Annotated in this window: 12 protein-coding genes; 8 read left to right on the top strand and 4 right to left on the bottom strand. The window is 58.4% G+C overall.

Translation table 11 applies throughout. The features are described 5' to 3' along the window. Position 1: 1 nt before the first annotated feature. Entirely contained in the window at positions 2–727 is a 726-nt protein-coding gene (locus tag FIV08_RS11115; RefSeq protein WP_152438342.1) for an ABC transporter ATP-binding protein, read from the bottom strand. A gap of 161 nt (positions 728–888) precedes the next feature. Here FIV08_RS11115 and yghU point away from each other — a divergent pair, with 161 nt between their 5' ends. From yghU to FIV08_RS11100, 3 genes are read left to right on the top strand one after another with little or no spacing between them, the layout of a single operon-like run. Then, positions 889–1,761: a glutathione-dependent disulfide-bond oxidoreductase gene (gene yghU / locus FIV08_RS11110; protein WP_152438341.1), complete on the top strand. Its 873-nt coding sequence runs from the start codon at positions 889–891 to the stop codon at positions 1,759–1,761. Positions 1,762–1,770: 9 nt separating this feature from the next. Continuing rightward, positions 1,771–4,170, top strand: coding sequence for a Lon protease family protein (locus FIV08_RS11105; protein ID WP_152438340.1), 2,400 nt, complete (start codon positions 1,771–1,773; stop codon positions 4,168–4,170). After that, on the top strand, positions 4,160–5,017 hold the full coding sequence (locus tag FIV08_RS11100) for a universal stress protein (RefSeq protein WP_072677089.1): 858 nt from the start codon (positions 4,160–4,162) through the stop codon (positions 5,015–5,017). Before FIV08_RS11105 ends, FIV08_RS11100 begins: the two co-directional genes overlap by 11 nt. A 13-nt stretch (positions 5,018–5,030) precedes the next feature. Here the strand turns inward: FIV08_RS11100 and ftsH are convergent, their stop codons facing one another. Genes ftsH through ggt form a run of 3 tightly spaced genes read right to left on the bottom strand, consistent with a single transcriptional unit; the run spans position 5,031 to position 8,985 of the window. Next, entirely contained in the window at positions 5,031–6,932 is a 1,902-nt protein-coding gene (gene ftsH, locus FIV08_RS11095; protein WP_152438339.1) for an ATP-dependent zinc metalloprotease FtsH, read from the bottom strand. Next, entirely contained in the window at positions 6,929–7,177 is a 249-nt protein-coding gene (locus tag FIV08_RS11090) for a YkoF family thiamine/hydroxymethylpyrimidine-binding protein (protein WP_061332734.1), read from the bottom strand. Before FIV08_RS11090 ends, ftsH begins: the two co-directional genes overlap by 4 nt. 44 nt (positions 7,178–7,221) lie before the next feature. After that, positions 7,222–8,985 (bottom strand): gamma-glutamyltransferase, encoded by a 1,764-nt coding sequence (gene ggt / locus FIV08_RS11085; RefSeq protein WP_152438338.1) that lies wholly within the window; start codon positions 8,983–8,985, stop codon positions 7,222–7,224. Between the two features lie 140 nt (positions 8,986–9,125). On the opposite strand from ggt, the gene purU reads away from it, so the two are divergent. From purU to hisC, 5 genes are all read left to right on the top strand, one after another. Continuing rightward, on the top strand, positions 9,126–9,980 hold the full coding sequence (purU, locus tag FIV08_RS11080; protein WP_058090533.1) for a formyltetrahydrofolate deformylase: 855 nt from the start codon (positions 9,126–9,128) through the stop codon (positions 9,978–9,980). A gap of 126 nt (positions 9,981–10,106) precedes the next feature. Then, positions 10,107–12,680 (top strand): DNA gyrase subunit A, encoded by a 2,574-nt coding sequence (gene gyrA, locus FIV08_RS11075; RefSeq protein WP_072677092.1) that lies wholly within the window; start codon positions 10,107–10,109, stop codon positions 12,678–12,680. After that, positions 12,677–13,759 (top strand): 3-phosphoserine/phosphohydroxythreonine transaminase, encoded by a 1,083-nt coding sequence (gene serC, locus FIV08_RS11070; protein WP_152438337.1) that lies wholly within the window; start codon positions 12,677–12,679, stop codon positions 13,757–13,759. Before gyrA ends, serC begins: the two co-directional genes overlap by 4 nt. Before the next feature lie 2 nt (positions 13,760–13,761). After that, positions 13,762–14,859: a prephenate dehydratase gene (pheA, locus tag FIV08_RS11065; protein ID WP_072677094.1), complete on the top strand. Its 1,098-nt coding sequence runs from the start codon at positions 13,762–13,764 to the stop codon at positions 14,857–14,859. A 33-nt stretch (positions 14,860–14,892) separates the two neighbouring features. Beyond that, on the top strand, positions 14,893–16,017 hold the full coding sequence (gene hisC / locus FIV08_RS11060; RefSeq protein ID WP_152438336.1) for a histidinol-phosphate transaminase: 1,125 nt from the start codon (positions 14,893–14,895) through the stop codon (positions 16,015–16,017).

Genomic DNA, 16,017 nt, shown 5'->3' with positions numbered 1-16,017 from the left:
GCTACCAGCTCAGGGTTTTCGGGTCTTGCCGGTGGGCATTGCGCTGCTCACCGCTGATCAGACCATCTGAGAGGGTGATCACCCGGTCTGCCATCAGGGCAATAGAGGCGTTGTGGGTGATGATTACCGTGGTGGTGCCGGTTTCCCGGTTGGCTTTCTCCAGAGCCTCGAGTACCAGAACACCTGTAGCGGAATCGAGGGCGCCTGTGGGCTCATCGCACAGCAACACGTTGGGCTGCTTGGCGATGGCCCGGGCAATAGCAACCCGTTGTTGTTCGCCGCCAGACAACTGGGCCGGGAAATGATCGGCCCGGTTGGCCAGCCCAACCAGTTCCAGCGCCAGGTCCGGCTCCATGGGGTTACGGGCGATTTCGGTAACGGCGACGACGTTCTCCCGGGCGGTCAGGCTGGGGATCAGGTTGTAGAACTGGAACACGAAGCCTACGTAATCCCGGCGGTAGCGGGTGAGTTCCTTATCGGTGGCCCGGGCAAGGTCGGTATCCAGATACCTGACTTCACCGCTGGTCGGCACATCCAGGCCGCCGAGAATGTTCAGCAGAGTGGATTTGCCAGAGCCGGAGGCACCCAGCATCACCACCAGTTCACCGGCGTAAAGGTCGAGATCCACTCCGCGCAGGGCGTGCACCTGCACTTCGCCCTGCTGGTAGGTTTTGGTGAGGCCGCGGGTGTGAAATACCGGAGCGCCTGATAGCGCGGATGCAGCCATAATACGACTCCCTTCGTAAACAACAGATCACGACCAGTATAGCCTGTTGGAATCTCCCGGATTTGATCCGGCGCATTCTCAATGCGAACACGGGTGCTAACGGCCGGGGCAATCAGGTAAAGTCGGTAAATAGCTTACTCGCCGTCAATCGGAGACCAAACATGAGTGATTCAACCTATACGCCTCCAAAGGTCTGGAAATGGGACAGCAGTAACGGAGGCAGGTTTGCCAACATTAATCGTCCCGTTGCCGGGCCTACCCACGACAAAGCGTTGCCGGTGGGGGAGCATCCATTCCAGCTGTATTCCCTGGCCACGCCCAATGGCGTAAAAGCGACGGTGATGTTTGAGGAGTTGCTGGAGAAGGGTATCAAGGAGGCAGAGTACGATGCCTGGCTGATCAACATCATGGAAGGAGATCAGTTCAGCAGCGGGTTTGTTGAGGTAAACCCGAACTCCAAGATTCCGGCGTTGCTGGACCGCAGCGAGAACCCGGCCGTGCGGGTGTTTGAATCCGGATCTATTCTTGTCTATCTGGCGGAAAAGTTCGGTGCCTTTTTACCAACCGACCGGGCCCGGCGCACAGAGACGATGAACTGGCTATTCTGGCAGATGGCCAGTGCACCGATCCTGGGTGGTGGTTTCGGGCATTTTTATGCCTATGCCCCGGAAAAATACGAGTACCCGATCAACCGTTACACCATGGAGGTGAAGCGGCAACTGGATGTGCTGGATCGCCAGTTGGCGGACAACCAGTACATCGCCGGTGACGAATACACCATTGCCGATATGGCAATCTGGCCCTGGTATGGTTCGCTGGTGAAGAACACGGTGTACGAGGCGGCGGAGTTCCTGGAAGCCCACACCTACAAGAACATTTTGCGTTGGACAGATGAGCTGGCCAAGCGCCCCGCGGTGCAACGTGGCCGCATGGTAAACCGGGCCTGGGGTGAGCCGTCTTCCCAGCTGCACGAGCGGCATGATGCCAGTGACTTTGATTTGCGTACTCAGGACAAGCTGGACGGTGAAAAATAAGGAGGAACAATGGCGCTACCTGCAGCGTTAACCGAAGACCAGATTTATCACCGTTGCCCGTTGGACAAGTTGAACTTTGAGACAACGGCAACGCTGGAAGAACTGGAACTTCCTTTTGGGCAGGAGCGCCTGCTGCGCGCGATGGAGTTTGGCGCCAGCATGGAGGCCAGTGGCTTTAACCTGTTTGTGCTGGGGCCATCCGGAGCGGGTAAGCACGAACTGGTCAGGCAATTCCTCGACAAGCACGCCGAAGGCCAGCCGGTGCCATCCGACTGGTGCCACGTGTTCAACTTTCAGCAATCCGACAAACCAAAGGCCATTGAGCTGCCGCCGGGTGAAGGCAGGGTATTCAAGCGTGATATGAGTGACCTGGCAGCGGAGCTGAAAACCGCCATTCCGGCTACCTTTGAAAGTGAGGAGTACCAGGCTCGCATTCAGGAGCTTCAGGAAGAGGTGACTCGTCGTCAGCAGAAGGGCCTGTTCGCCATCCAGGAAGAGGCCAACGCGAACAATATAGCCATGCTGACAACCCCCGCCGGCTTTACCTTTGCGCCCATGCGTAACGGCGAAGTGATTGAGCCGGAGGAATACAAGACCTTCTCTGATGATGAGAAGGCGCTGGTGGAGGCCAAGGTTGAAGACCTGCAGAAGAAACTGCAGCAGGCTATCCAGCAAGTGCCGCGGCTGCGCAAGGAAGTGCGGGAGCGTATCCACGCTCTGAACGAAGAGATGGTTCAGCTGACCCTGGGCGGCCCCATTGGCGAATTGCGCGAGAAGTGGTCGCACCTGTCGGAGGTGGTTGCCTACCTGGATGCGGTTCGGGAAGACGTGGTAGAGCACGCGGAAGCCTTCCAGGATAGTGAGAACGGCGCCCCTGCCGGGTTGCTCAATCGTTACCGGGTGAACCTGTTGGTGGATAATTCGGAAACGCAGGGCGCCCCGGTGGTGTATGAGGACCTGCCCAATCACCAGCACCTGACTGGTCAGATTGAGCATCGTGCTCACCAGGGTAACCTGTACACCGACTTCACATTGATCCGGGCCGGTTCGCTGCATCGGGCCAACGGCGGTTTTCTGATCCTGGATGCCCGCCGCATTCTGACCCAGCCCATGGCCTGGGAAAGCCTGAAGCGTATTCTGTTTTCCAATGAAATTCGTATTGAATCCCTCGAGCGCCTCTATGGCCTTGCCACTACCGTCAGTCAGCAGCCTGAACCGATCCCGCTGAAAGTGAAAGTGGTGCTGGTGGGCGACCGGACCCTGTATTACCTGTTAGCACACTACGACCCGGACTTCCTGGACCTGTTCAAGGTTGAAGCAGATTTCGAGGATGATCTGGACCGGGACGGGGCGAGCTATCAGCTCTACGCCAGAATGCTTGCCACCATGGCCAAATCTGTAAAGGCCCGGCCAATGGACAAGCCCGCCGTGGGGCGTTTGATTGAGCATGCCAGTCGCCTGGCTGGTGACCAGAAAAAACTGACCGCCCATGACCGGGTCTTGAAAGACCTGCTCAGCGAGGCAAATCACTGGGCTGCCCGTGCCGACAGCAAACACATCGGCATCGGGCATATTCAACAGGCGATTGATGAGCGGGAGTTTCGCGCCAGCCGTATTCGGGAACGTAGCCTGGAGCAGATCTACCGGGGTGTGGTGATGATTGCCACAGACGGTGAGCAGGCGGGGCAGGTGAATGGCCTGTCTGTGTTGCAGATAGGTGCCACCCGTTTTGGTCAGCCTACCCGCATCACGGCCACCGCCCGGCCTGGCAAAGGCCAGGTGGTGGATATTGAGCGTGAGGCGAAACTTGGCGGGCCCATTCACAGTAAGGCGGTAATGATCTTGTCCCGCTTTCTGGCAGGCCGCTATGCGCCCATGGGGGATTTATCCCTGTCTGCGAGCCTCGCCTTCGAGCAATCCTACGGTGGCGTGGAAGGGGATTCTGCCTCGGTAGCGGAAACCTGTGTGCTGTTGTCTGCCATTACCGGCGTGGCGCTGAAACAGTCGTTGGCGGTGACCGGCTCCATGAACCAGCACGGTGAGGTTCAGGCAGTGGGAGGGGTGAATGAGAAAATCGAGGGTTTCTTCAATGTCTGCAAGAAAAACGGTGGGGTAAATGGCCACGGCGTGTTGCTGCCCGCCAGTAACATTGAGCGCCTGATGTTGAATGAAGAGGTGCGCACGGCGGTTCGGGAGGGCGTGTTTGCCATTTATCCGATGACCCACATTGATCAGGCCATTGAGCTGATGACCGGCATGGCGCCAGGCTCGCCTGACGATGAGGGTGGTTATCCGGAAGGGAGCTTCAACCGTCGCGTGGCTGATCGTTTGGCTGAGTATGCAAAGGTAGGGCAAAAGAAGGAAGACGCCCAGGATAACGACAGCGGAGGCAAGAACGGTGACCGCTGAGCAACAGCTACCGGTTGAGCCAGTGGGCCGGGTGCTGATTCTGTTGGATGGTTCAAGGTTAAGTTTGGCGGCTCTGGAAGCCGCGGCGGACATTGCCCATGCGCGCAAAGCCGAAGTGCTGGGGGTGTTCGTGGAAGAGGTGAACCTGTTGCGAAGCGCGGGCTACGGGTTCACAAGGGAAGTGGGCAGAAGTTCCGGAGTCAGCCGGCCAATGGACCTTGCGGCTATTGAGGCCCGGATGCGCTCGCTGGCTGAGCAGGCGAGAAGATCGCTGGAGCGTGCCATGGCGCAACGGGGGCTTGCCCAGGCGCTAACCTTGTGTCGTGGCCGTGTGGCAGATGAAGTACTGAATCTGGCGCGGCCAGGGGATTTGCTTGTGTTAGGCCGCGTGGGCTGGTCTGGCATACCGGGCTCTCGCCTTGGGTCCACGGCCAGGGTTCTGGTGAGCCAGGCACTCGGGGATGTGTTGTTGTGGGCCGATCCGCCCATGCGGTCCCGAAATCGCATTGTGGTGTTGCTGAATCACGATCAAGGGGCGAACCATCGGGCTGTCAGGGTTGGCGCTGAGCTGGCAAGGCGTAACCGGCAGCCGTTGACGATCCTGCTGCGAACCGAAACCGGCCGTGATGAGCGTATCGCTGAGGATTTGCTGGCCTGTATGGAAAGCGAGGGTATTACCGCCCGGGTCAGTTTCTTGCCCATGGCCAGTGCCGGAGCTGTTGCACGGGTGATCAGGGAGGAGGGCGCCTCGCAACTGGTGCTTAGCCGGCAGTGCAGCCTGTTCCGTGAGCAGGGTGCGGATACCCTGCTGATTGAAATGAACCTGCCGGTGACGGTAACACCCTGAAGCCTTCGGAGAATCAGGCAATTTTCCGGTCGCCGGCTTTGCTCAACACCTCAGTGATTTCCTCGGTGGACAGGGTTTCGTGTTTCATCACCGCCTTGGCCAAGGCGTCCAACTCCTTGCGGTGTTCCTTGAGGAAGTTGACGGTGTAGGATTCCAGGTCCATGAGTTGCGACTGGATTTCCGAATCGATCAGGTCGGCCAGCTTTTCACTGTACTCCCGGGGGGCACCCATCTCCCGCCCCAGGAATACATGCTCCTCACCAATACCCAGTCCCAGCGGGCCCACTTTCTCACTCATGCCCCACTGGCCGATCATTCGGCGCAGCAGCTTGGTGGCTTCTTTAAGATCGTTCTGGGCACCGGTGCTGACTTCGCCATAGATGATCTTCTCGGCGGAGCGGCCGCCCAGCATGACTTTGATGCGATCCCGCAGGTAGCTTTCAGTGTAATTGTATTTGTCTTCCCGGGGCGTTTGTTCGGTTACGCCCATGGCCATGCCATGGGGGATGATGGTGATCTTGGTGAGTGGGTCGGCCTTGGGCATGTAATAGGCCATGATGGCGTGCCCGCACTCGTGGTAGGCCACCACTTCCCGTTCTTCCGGCGTTAGCTGGGCATCCCGCTCCTCGCCAAGAATCAGTCGGTCCCGGGCCTGCTCAAAACAGTGGGCGTTAACCTCGTCCAGATTTTCCCTGGCAGCGGTCAGGGCCGCTTCGTTGACGAGGTTTTTCAGGTCTGCGCCCGAGAAACCCGTGGTGCGGGCCGATAACTGCGCAAGGTCCACATCGGCGGCTAATGGCACTTTGCGCACGTGCACTTTGAGGATGGCTTCCCGGGCCTCTTTGTGTGGGCGATCCAGGGTAATCTTGCGGTCAAAACGGCCGGGGCGGAGCAGGGCGCTGTCCAGAACGTCCGGGCGGTTGGTGGCGGCCAGTACCAGAACATTCTCGTGGGCTTCGAAGCCGTCCATCTCGGTCAGGATCTGGTTCAGGGTTTGTTCCCGCTCATCGTGTCCGCCGCCCAGGCCTGCGCCCCGGGAGCGGCCAATGGCATCAAGCTCGTCGATGAAGATCAGTGCGGGTGCTTCCTTGCGGGCATTCTGGAACATGTCCCGAACCCGTGCGGCGCCTACGCCCACGAACATTTCAATAAACTCCGAGGCGCTGATGCTGAAGAAGGGTACTTCTGCCTCCCCGGCAATGGCTCTCGCCAACAGGGTTTTGCCGGTTCCCGGTGGCCCCACCAGCAGCACACCCTTGGGCATCACTGCCCCGAGGCGCCGGTATTTTTCGGGCGACTTCAGGAAGTCGATGATCTCCGCGATGTCGCGCTTCGCGGATTCTATGCCTGCCACGTCGTCCAGGGTGGTGCTTGAGGTTTCCTTGCGGGCCCGGCGGGCTCGGGATTTGGCGTAGTCGAATGGTCCGCCACCTTGGGTCATGCGTTTTTGTGCGGCGCCCCAGAACCAGAACATCAGCGCCAGCAACAGTATCCAGGGCAAAAAGCCAAGAATCAGGTCCTGCCACCAGGGCCGGCCTGAAGGCGCGCCACGAATGACAACCTCTTGCCGCTCCAGCAATGACAGCAAATCCGGATCGTCGACCGGTGGCCGTAACGTCAGGAAATTCTCTGTGCTGCGCCCGGTATCGGAACTGAACCGGGCGGCACCGGCCTCGGTAAACCGGCCACGGATTTCTTCGTTGCGCAGGGTGACTTCCTGCACCTGCCCGTTCAGTACCGCTCCTTTAAACTCGGAATAGGCCAGTTCCTGCTGCTGCGGGCGACCGGTGTCCTGTAGCCACAAAAACATCAGGAAAAAGGCGGCGCTCAGCCACAGGAATGAATACTGGTTCGGTATGGCTGGTTGAGGCTTGTCGTTGTTATCGGGTTTGCCTGGTTCATTCGGATGGGTCATCTTGGCCTCCGGTCGCCCTCCATGATCTTGGCCACGAACACCGATTTTCCGTAGGTTTCGAAAGACCACTTCATGGTATCGGACAGCACAGTCATTACTTCATCATAGTCGCCGAAAATTTCGGTGCTCATACGCCCGGGATAGACTTCCAGGCCGGTTTGTTTCAGGCGATCAATCAGATCCCAGATCGGTTGCTTGTAATCGTCTTTAAGCGGATAACAGCTCAGCTGTACAGAAAGATACATGATTTGCCTCCCAAACAGTCTGAGGCGGGTCAATTCCCGCCCGGTTAAAAGCCCATCGCCGATGACGTGCTCCGGCGTGGATCGGCACCGCCGTAGAGGGTGCCGTCTTCTCCAATCATAATACTCTGGATAGCGCCCATGGCGGTGCTGGTGGTGACCTCATGGCCTTTGGCCTCCAGCAGGCGCACGGTGTCCGGGCTGATGCCCTGTTCCATGCGGATTTCGTCGGGCAGCCACTGATGGTGGATGCGGGGCGCGGCAACGGCGGTCTGGATGTTCATGTTGTGGTCTATCACATTCATCAGAACCTGCAGGGTAGTGGTGATAATGCGGGAGCCGCCAGGGCTTCCGGTTACCAGGAAGTTGCGGTTGTCTTTGCGCACCACGGTCGGGGACATGGAACTGAGCATGCGTTTGCCCGGTTGGATCTTGTTGGCCTCGCCGCCGATCAGGCCGTAAGCATTGGGCTCACCCGGCTTGGCGCTGAAATCATCCATTTCGTTATTTAGCAGGAAGCCAGCGCCCGCCACGGTAATGCCGGAACCATAGCTGAAGTTGATGGTGTAGGTGTTGGATACCGCATTGCCCCAGCGGTCCACCACGGAAAAATGAGTAGTCTCGGGGCTTTCATAGGCAGCCGGCTGGCCGGGTTTGATGTCGCTGGCGGGCCGTGCTTTGGCCGGGTTGATGCCTTTTCGCAACTCTGCTGCATAGGCCCTGCTGGTCAGCCCGCGCAGCGGAACCTCCACGAAATCGGTATCGCCCAGGTATTCAGCCCGGTCGGCATAGGCCAGTTTCATGGCCTCGGCCATGTGATGAATGGTCGCGGCGGAATTGTGGCCCATCTCGGTAATGGGGAAGCCCTCAAGGATGTTGAGGATCTGGATGATATGGGTGCCGCCGGAGGAGGGTGGCGACATGGAGTAGATGTCGTATCCACGGTATTGGCCATGCACCGGTTGCCGGACGGCGGGCCGATAGGCTTTGAGGTCATCCAGGGTGATCAGGCCGTCGTGGCGTTGCATCTCCTCGACAATCAACTGGGCGGTCTTCCCCTGGTAAAAACCCTCTGGGCCATGCTCTGCAATGCGCTTAAGGGTGTCGGCGAGGTCAGGTTGCTTGAAGACTTCCCCCGGTTGCGGTGCCGAACCGTCCTCCTTATAAAAGGTCGCCTTGGTAGCGGGCCAGCGTTGCAGGCGTTCTCTGGCTTGTTCCAGGCCTTCGGTGAAACGATGGGGAACCACGAAGCCCTCCTGAGCGAGCCGGATGGCCGGGGCCAGGGCTTCCCTTAACGACAGAGTGCCGTGCCGTTCCAGCGCGAGGGCCAGGCCAGCGACGGTGCCGGGCACGCCGGCGGCCTGGTGACTGAACCGGCTGCGCTGGCTGACGACGTTGCCATCGTCATCCTGGAACATGGTTTCGCTGGCGCCGGCCGGGGCGGTTTCCCGGTAGTCGATGGCTTCTGGCGCGCTGCCGTCACCGGGCGCATACAGCAGAAAGCCGCCACCACCGATGTTGCCGGAGCGAGGCTGGGTGACCGCCAGTGCAAAACCTGCGACGACTGCTGCATCAATGGCGTTGCCACCGTCTTTGAGAACCTGCAGGGCCACCTCGCTGGCCAGGGTGTGGCTGGTGGCTACCATGCCCTGGGTGGCCTGAACCGGGTGGAATCGCTCGCCCTCAAGGATGGCCTGATTGCTGGCGTGGGCGGCATTCAGTGCCAGTAACGCTATCAGTGCGGCTGTCAGGCCCCACAGGCGCCTCAGTGGAATTCTTGGCCGGGGGCTGTGGATCACTCTGTCTGTCATCGGATTCCTCGTTTCTGGCTGCCAGATAGGCTATCATAGCCGGTCATTTTTACCGGTGCGCCCAGGCACGCCACCGCAGGCGGATGTCTGTGGTTTTCCGGCGCACCCGCTTTCCCGGATTCAAGTTAAGGAAAGGCTTAATGGAGCATACCTATCGTCTTGTTATTTCCTGCCCGGACCGGGTAGGGATTGTTGCCAAGGTGAGTAATTTTCTGTCCACCTACAACGGCTGGATTACCGAGGCGAGCCACCATTCAGACACCCAGTCTGGCTGGTTCTTCATGCGTCACGAGATCAAGGCTGAGTCGATTCCCTTCGGGCTTGATCAGTTCCGCGCCGCGTTCGAACCGATTGCCCGCGAATTCAACATGCGCTGGCACATCGCTGATTCCGCCCGGCCCAAACGTGTCATCCTGATGTGCAGCAAGGAATCGCACTGTCTGGCGGACCTTCTGCACCGCTGGCACAGCAAGGAACTGAACGCCGAAATGGTGGCGGTTATTTCCAACCACGATGACCTGCGCCGGATGGTGGAGTGGCACGATATTCCCTATCACCATATACCGGTCAGCAAGGAAAACAAGGCAGAGGCTTTTGCTCACATTGAAGAGCTTTTCCAGAAGTACGATGCCGACGTGGTGGTGCTGGCCCGTTACATGCAGATTCTGCCGGCTGAGCTTTGCGAAAAGTACGCTGGCAAGGTGATCAACATTCACCACAGCTTCCTGCCGTCGTTTGCCGGGGCCCGCCCGTATCACCAGGCCTACAGCCGGGGTGTGAAGCTTATCGGGGCCACCTGCCACTACGTGACCCAGGACCTGGACGAAGGTCCGATCATTGAGCAGGACGTGATTCGCATCAGCCACAGCGATTCCATTGAAGACATGGTTCGCCTGGGCAAAGACGTTGAAAAGAACGTGCTGGCCCGTGGTCTTCGGTCTCACATCGAAGACCGTGTGATTACCTACGAAAACAAGACCGTAGTGTTCGATTAAGGCTGTGCCACAGTCGCCCCTCGGGGCACTGGACTGTGGTATGCTTGGCGGCTTGTTGAAGAATAAAGACGGGGCCCGGAAACGGCCCCGGTACGACTTCCAGATAACGCAAAGGAACCTTTCTCGATGGGTGAGTTAGCCAAAGAGATCCTGCCGGTCAATATTGAAGACGAATTGAAGCAGTCCTACCTCGATTACGCCATGAGCGTTATCGTCGGCCGGGCTCTGCCAGATGTGCGTGATGGCCTCAAGCCTGTGCACCGTCGGGTACTGTTCGCCATGTCCGAGTTGGGTAACGACTGGAACAAGGCATACAAGAAATCCGCCCGTGTGGTGGGTGACGTTATCGGTAAATACCACCCCCACGGTGACTCTGCCGTCTACGACACCATTGTTCGTATGGCCCAGCCGTTCTCCTTGCGCTACCCGCTGGTGGATGGCCAGGGTAACTTCGGGTCCATCGACGGCGACAACGCTGCCGCCATGCGTTACACCGAAATCCGCATGGAGAAAATTGCCCATTCGCTGCTGGCGGACCTGGACAAGGAAACCGTGGATTTCGTCGACAACTACGACGGCACCGAGCGTATTCCGGAAGTCCTGCCTACCCGTGTACCGAACCTGCTGGTAAATGGTTCTTCCGGTATTGCCGTGGGTATGGCGACCAACATTCCGCCCCACAACCTGACGGAAGTGGTCAATGGTTGTCTGGCGCTGATTGATAACCCGGACCTGTCCATTGACGAGTTGATGGAGTTTATTCCCGGCCCGGATTTCCCGACCCAGGGCATTATCAATGGCCGGGCCGGCATTGTTGAAGCTTACCGCACTGGCCGCGGCCGTATTTACATCCGCGCCCGCCACGAGATTGAGCACGACAAGAAAACCAATCGCGACGCCATCATCATCACCGAACTGCCGTACCAGCTGAACAAGGCACGGTTGATCGAAAAGATTGCTGAACTGGTTAAAGAGAAGCGCCTGGAAGGCATCACCGAGCTGCGTGATGAATCCAACAAGGAAGGCATCCGGGTGGTGATCGAGCTTCGCCGTGGTGAAAACCCCGAAGTGATCGTGAACAACCTGTTCGCCCACACTCAGCTGCAAACCGTGTTCGGTATTAACATGGTGGCGCTGATTAACGGCGAGCCGAAGATTCTGAACCTGAAGGAAATGCTCGATGCGTTCGTTCGCCACCGCCGTGAAGTGGTGACGCGCCGGACCATCTATGAGCTGCGCAAGGCCCGCGAACGCGGCCATATCCTGGAAGGTCTGACGGTTGCTCTGGCCAACATCGATGAAATGATCGAGCTGATCAAAGCATCACCGAGCTCCGTGGAAGCCAAAGAAAAGCTGATGTCCAAGGGCTGGGTGCCGGGTGATGTTCTGGCCATGCTGGAGCGTGCCGGTGAAGACGCCTGCCGCCCGGACGATCTGCCGGAGATCTACGGCCTGCGTGATGGCCTGTATTACCTGTCTCCGGAGCAGACCCAGGCGATTCTGGATATGCGTCTGCACCGCCTGACCGGTCTGGAAACCGAAAAGCTCCAGAACGAGTACAAGGATATTCTTGAGAAGATCGCCGGCCTGCTGGAAATTCTGGCGGATCCGGACCGCCTGATGCAGGTCATCCGTGAGGAGCTGCAAGCCGTGGTTGCCGAGTTCGGTGACGAGCGCCGCACCGAGATCACCAGTTCGCAGCGCGACCTGACGATTGCTGACCTGATCGATGAAGAAGACCTGGTGGTGACGATTTCCCACAGCGGTTATGCCAAGACCCAGGCCGTGGAAGACTACCAGGCCCAGCGCCGTGGCGGCCGTGGTAAGGCGGCCACATCGATGAAAGACGAAGACTTCATCGAGAAGCTGCTGGTGGCCAACTCCCATGACACCATTCTGTGTTTCTCCAACCGTGGCAAGGTGTACTGGTTGCGGGTGTTCGAGATTCCCCGTGGCAGCCGTGGTTCCCGTGGTCGGCCGATGGTCAACATTCTGCCCCTGGAAGAAGGTGAGCGTATTACCACTTTCCTGCCGGTGCGGGATTACCCGGAAGACCAGTTTGTATTGATGGCCACCTCTGCCGGTGTGGTCAAGAAAACCCCGCTGCCTAACTTCTCCCGTCCGCGCAGCAGTGGTCTGATTGCTTTGAATCTGGACGAAGGCGATACCCTGATTGGCGCGGCCATTACCGATGGTTCCGCCGAAGTGATGCTGTTTTCCACTGCGGGCAAAGCCGTTCGCTTCCAGGAGGAGCAGGTACGCCCGATGAGCCGGACCGCCCGTGGTGTACGTGGTATCAAGATGCCGGAAGGCCACCATGTGGTGTCCCTGATTATCCCGCAGGAAGGCGGTGTGATTCTTACTGCCAGTGAGCACGGCTACGGCAAGCGTACCGCGATTGATGAGTTCCCGGCTTACAGCCGTGGCAGCCAGGGCGTTATCGCCATGCAGTGCTCCGAGCGTAACGGTAATCTGGTAACGGCGCTTCAGCTGTTTGAAGGCGACGAGATGATGCTGATCTCCGACAAGGGCACCCTGGTGCGTACCCGTACCGACGAGGTTTCCGTGCTTAGCCGGAATACCCAGGGTGTGCGCCTGATTCGCCTGTCTCAGGAGGATGAGCGCCTGGTGGGTGTGGAGCGTATTGCAGAGTCTGATGACGACGACGTCGAAGTAGAAGGCGAGGAAACCGAAGAATGAGCAGGGCGTTTAATTTCTGTGCCGGTCCGGCCACCTTGCCGGAAGCCGTGCTGAAGCAGGCTCGTGACGAGATGCTGGATTGGCGTGGCACCGGTATGTCGGTTATGGAAATGAGCCATCGTAGTGACGAGTTTGTGGCCATTGCCGATGCGGCTGAAAAGGACCTTCGGGAACTTGCAGGCATTTCAAATGATTACGCCGTACTCTTCATGCAGGGTGGAGCTTCCAGTCAGTTTTCCGCCATCCCGCTAAACCTGCTTGGTGACAAGTCGTCGGCCGATTATGTGAACACCGGTATCTGGTCCAAAAAGGCCATTGCCGAGGCCAAGCGCTACGGTAGCGTGAATGTGGTGGCCAGCTCTGAGGATGGCGGGTTTACCACCATTCCGGATCAGTCAACCTGGAACACCAGTGCCGATGCCGCTTACCTGCACTACACCCCAAATGAAACCATCGGTGGCCTGGAATACGACTTCATTCCGGACAGCGGCAGTGTGCCGCTGGTGGCGGATATGTCGTCCACCATGCTGTCGCGCCCGCTGGAAATCAACAAGTTCGGGCTGATTTACGCCGGCGCCCAGAAGAACATCGGGCCGTCTGGCCTGGTGGTGGTGATTATCCGCAAGGACCTGCTGGGTAAGGCTCGCAAGGAAACGCCGACCATGATGAACTATCAGGTCATCGCGGATAACGGCTCCATGTACAACACCCCGGCCACCTATTCCTGGTATCTGTCTGGCCTGGTGTTCAAATGGCTGAAAGAGCAGGGCGGCGTCAAAGCCATGGGCGAAATCAACGCCCGTAAAGCCCGGAAGTTGTATGACTTCATCGACACCAACGATTTCTACGCCAACCCCATTGAGCCGCGCTTCCGTTCCTGGATGAATATACCGTTTACCCTGGCGGACGATGCTCTTAATGGTGAGTTCCTTAAGGGTGCAGAAGCGCGCCGGTTGCTCAACTTGCAGGGGCATCGCTCTGTGGGTGGTATGCGCGCCAGTATCTACAACGCCATGCCGGAAGAGGGCGTGGATGCGTTGATTGACTATATGGCGGAATTTGCGAAGGAGCGGGGCTGATCATGACGGATGAGAAGACCCGCCTGGGCGAACTGCGGGACGAAATAGACAGTCTTGATCAACAGATCATGCAGTTGATCAGCGCTCGCGCCAAGTGTGCCCAGGAAGTGGCCAATGTGAAGATGGCTGCCAATCCTGGCCAGGACGTGTTCTTCTACCGTCCCGAACGGGAAGCCCAGGTGCTGCGCCGCATTAAGGAACAGAATCCCGGCCCACTGCCAGCGGAAGAGATGGCCCGATTGTTCCGGGAGATCATGTCTGCCTGCCTGGCCCTGGAGAAGCCGATGCACATCGCGTTCCTGGGGCCCTTGGGCACCTTTACCCAGGCGGCGGCGCTCAAACACTTTGGCCATTCGGTTATCAGCGTTCCGCTGCCAGCCATCGACGCAGTGTTCCGCGAAGTGGAATCCGGTGCGGCCCAATACGGTGTGGTGCCGGTGGAGAACTCCACCGAAGGCATGGTCAACCACACGCTGGATATGTTTATTTCCTCGCCGTTGAAGATTTGCGGTGAGGTGCAGCTGCGCATACACCACCATTTGCTGGTCTCGCCCAAACACAAAGACCAGGACATTACTCGCATCTATTCCCATCAGCAGTCGTTTGCCCAGTGCCGCCAGTGGCTGGATACGCACCGCTACGGCATTGAGCGAATCACCGTGTCCAGCAATGCGGAAGCGGCCCGCCGGGCGGCGGAAGAGCCCGGCTCCGCTGCGATTGCTGGTGATATGGCCGCAGAGCTGTACGGGTTGGAAAAGCTGTCCAACAGCATTGAGGACCGCCCGGACAACACCACCCGCTTCCTTATTATCGGGCGCGAAGAGGTGCCGGCCAGCGGCCAGGACAAGTCATCCGTACTGGTGTCCATGCGCAACAAGCCTGGCGCCCTGTATGCGGTGCTGGAGCCTTTCCATCGCCATGGCATCAGCTTGACTCGCATCGAAACCCGGCCATCGCCCAGTGGTACCTGGGCCTATGTGTTCTACATCGATTTCGAGGGGCACGTGGAAGATGAGCAGGTAAAGAAAGTGTTGTCAGAAATCGACCAGGAAGCCGTGGAGCTGAAGCGCCTGGGCTCCTATCCCATCGGCGTGCTTTGATTCCTGAACAGACCTCAACGGGAGGAAAGTTGAATGGCAGTGGATTACCAGAGTCTTGCGGTAAAAGGTGTTCAGGCTCTGTCTCCGTATCAGCCCGGTAAGCCCATTGAGGAGCTTGCCCGGGAACTGGGGTTGAATCCCGCGGAGATCATCAAGCTGGCCAGCAACGAGAACCCTCTGGGGCCCAGCGAGAAGGCCCTGGCGGCCGCTCGTAAAGCGCTGGAAGAACTTTGCCTGTACCCGGACGGCAACGGCTTTGAGCTGAAACAGGCACTGGCCAACCGGTTTGGCGTGGGTATGGATCAGATTACCCTGGGTAACGGCTCTAATGATGTGCTCGAGGTGATTGCCCGCTGTTTTGCCGACACCGATAGTGAAGTGGTGTTTTCCCAATATGCCTTTGCGGTTTATCCCATCGTTACCCAGGCCATTGGTGCCAAAGGGGTGCCGGTTCCCGCCAAAGAGTGGGGGCACGATCTGGACGCCATGGCGGCCGCGGTGACCGAACGCACCAAGCTGGTGTTCGTGGCCAACCCCAACAATCCTACCGGTACCGTGCACACGGCGAAGGCGATTGAGGCATTTCTGGATCAAATTCCGGAGCGGGTATTGGTGGTTCTGGATGAAGCCTACTGCGAGTATCTGACCGGTAGTGAATACCCGGACGGCATCAAACTGCTTGAGCGTTATCCTAATCTGATTGTTTGCCGCACGTTCTCCAAAGCCTGGGGGCTTGCAGCTTTGCGGGTTGGCTATGCCATCAGCTCGACGGCCATTGCTGATATCCTGAACCGGGTGCGGCAGCCGTTTAATGTTGACTCGGTCGCCCTTGCGGCGGCCACTGCGGTTTTGCAGGATGAAGCCTATCTAAATCGTTCCCGGGAAGTGAATGAGGCTGGCCTGCGTCAGTTATCGGAAGCCTTTGAATTAATGGGCCTGCCTTATATTCCGTCTGCGGGTAATTTTATTGCCGTTGAAGTGGGCGATCAGGCCCAGGGAATCTATCAGGCGCTGCTGTCTCATGGTGTGATTGTTCGCCCGATCGCCGGCTATGGCATGCCGTATCACCTGCGGGTGTCGGTGGGGCTCCCAGAGGAAAACGAGCGATTCCTGGATGCCTTGTCCCAGTCCCTGGCGGCTGCCGGGCAGGGGGGTTGA

It is taken from the genome of Marinobacter sp. THAF197a, assembly GCF_009363275.1.
Lineage (GTDB): Bacteria > Pseudomonadota > Gammaproteobacteria > Pseudomonadales > Oleiphilaceae > Marinobacter.
This window is presented reverse-complemented; position numbering and strand designations above follow the sequence as displayed.

Coding starts and splice junctions, on each gene's coding strand:
- FIV08_RS11115 (WP_152438342.1), bottom strand. CDS start 727: ATGGCTGCATCCGCGCTATCAGGCGCTCCGGTATTTCACACCCGCGGC.
- yghU (WP_152438341.1), top strand. CDS start 889: ATGAGTGATTCAACCTATACGCCTCCAAAGGTCTGGAAATGGGACAGC.
- FIV08_RS11105 (WP_152438340.1), top strand. CDS start 1,771: ATGGCGCTACCTGCAGCGTTAACCGAAGACCAGATTTATCACCGTTGC.
- ftsH (WP_152438339.1), bottom strand. CDS start 6,932: ATGACCCATCCGAATGAACCAGGCAAACCCGATAACAACGACAAGCCT.
- FIV08_RS11090 (WP_061332734.1), bottom strand. CDS start 7,177: ATGTATCTTTCTGTACAGCTGAGCTGTTATCCGCTTAAAGACGATTAC.
- ggt (WP_152438338.1), bottom strand. CDS start 8,985: ATGACAGACAGAGTGATCCACAGCCCCCGGCCAAGAATTCCACTGAGG.
- purU (WP_058090533.1), top strand. CDS start 9,126: ATGGAGCATACCTATCGTCTTGTTATTTCCTGCCCGGACCGGGTAGGG.
- gyrA (WP_072677092.1), top strand. CDS start 10,107: ATGGGTGAGTTAGCCAAAGAGATCCTGCCGGTCAATATTGAAGACGAA.
- serC (WP_152438337.1), top strand. CDS start 12,677: ATGAGCAGGGCGTTTAATTTCTGTGCCGGTCCGGCCACCTTGCCGGAA.
- pheA (WP_072677094.1), top strand. CDS start 13,762: ATGACGGATGAGAAGACCCGCCTGGGCGAACTGCGGGACGAAATAGAC.
- hisC (WP_152438336.1), top strand. CDS start 14,893: ATGGCAGTGGATTACCAGAGTCTTGCGGTAAAAGGTGTTCAGGCTCTG.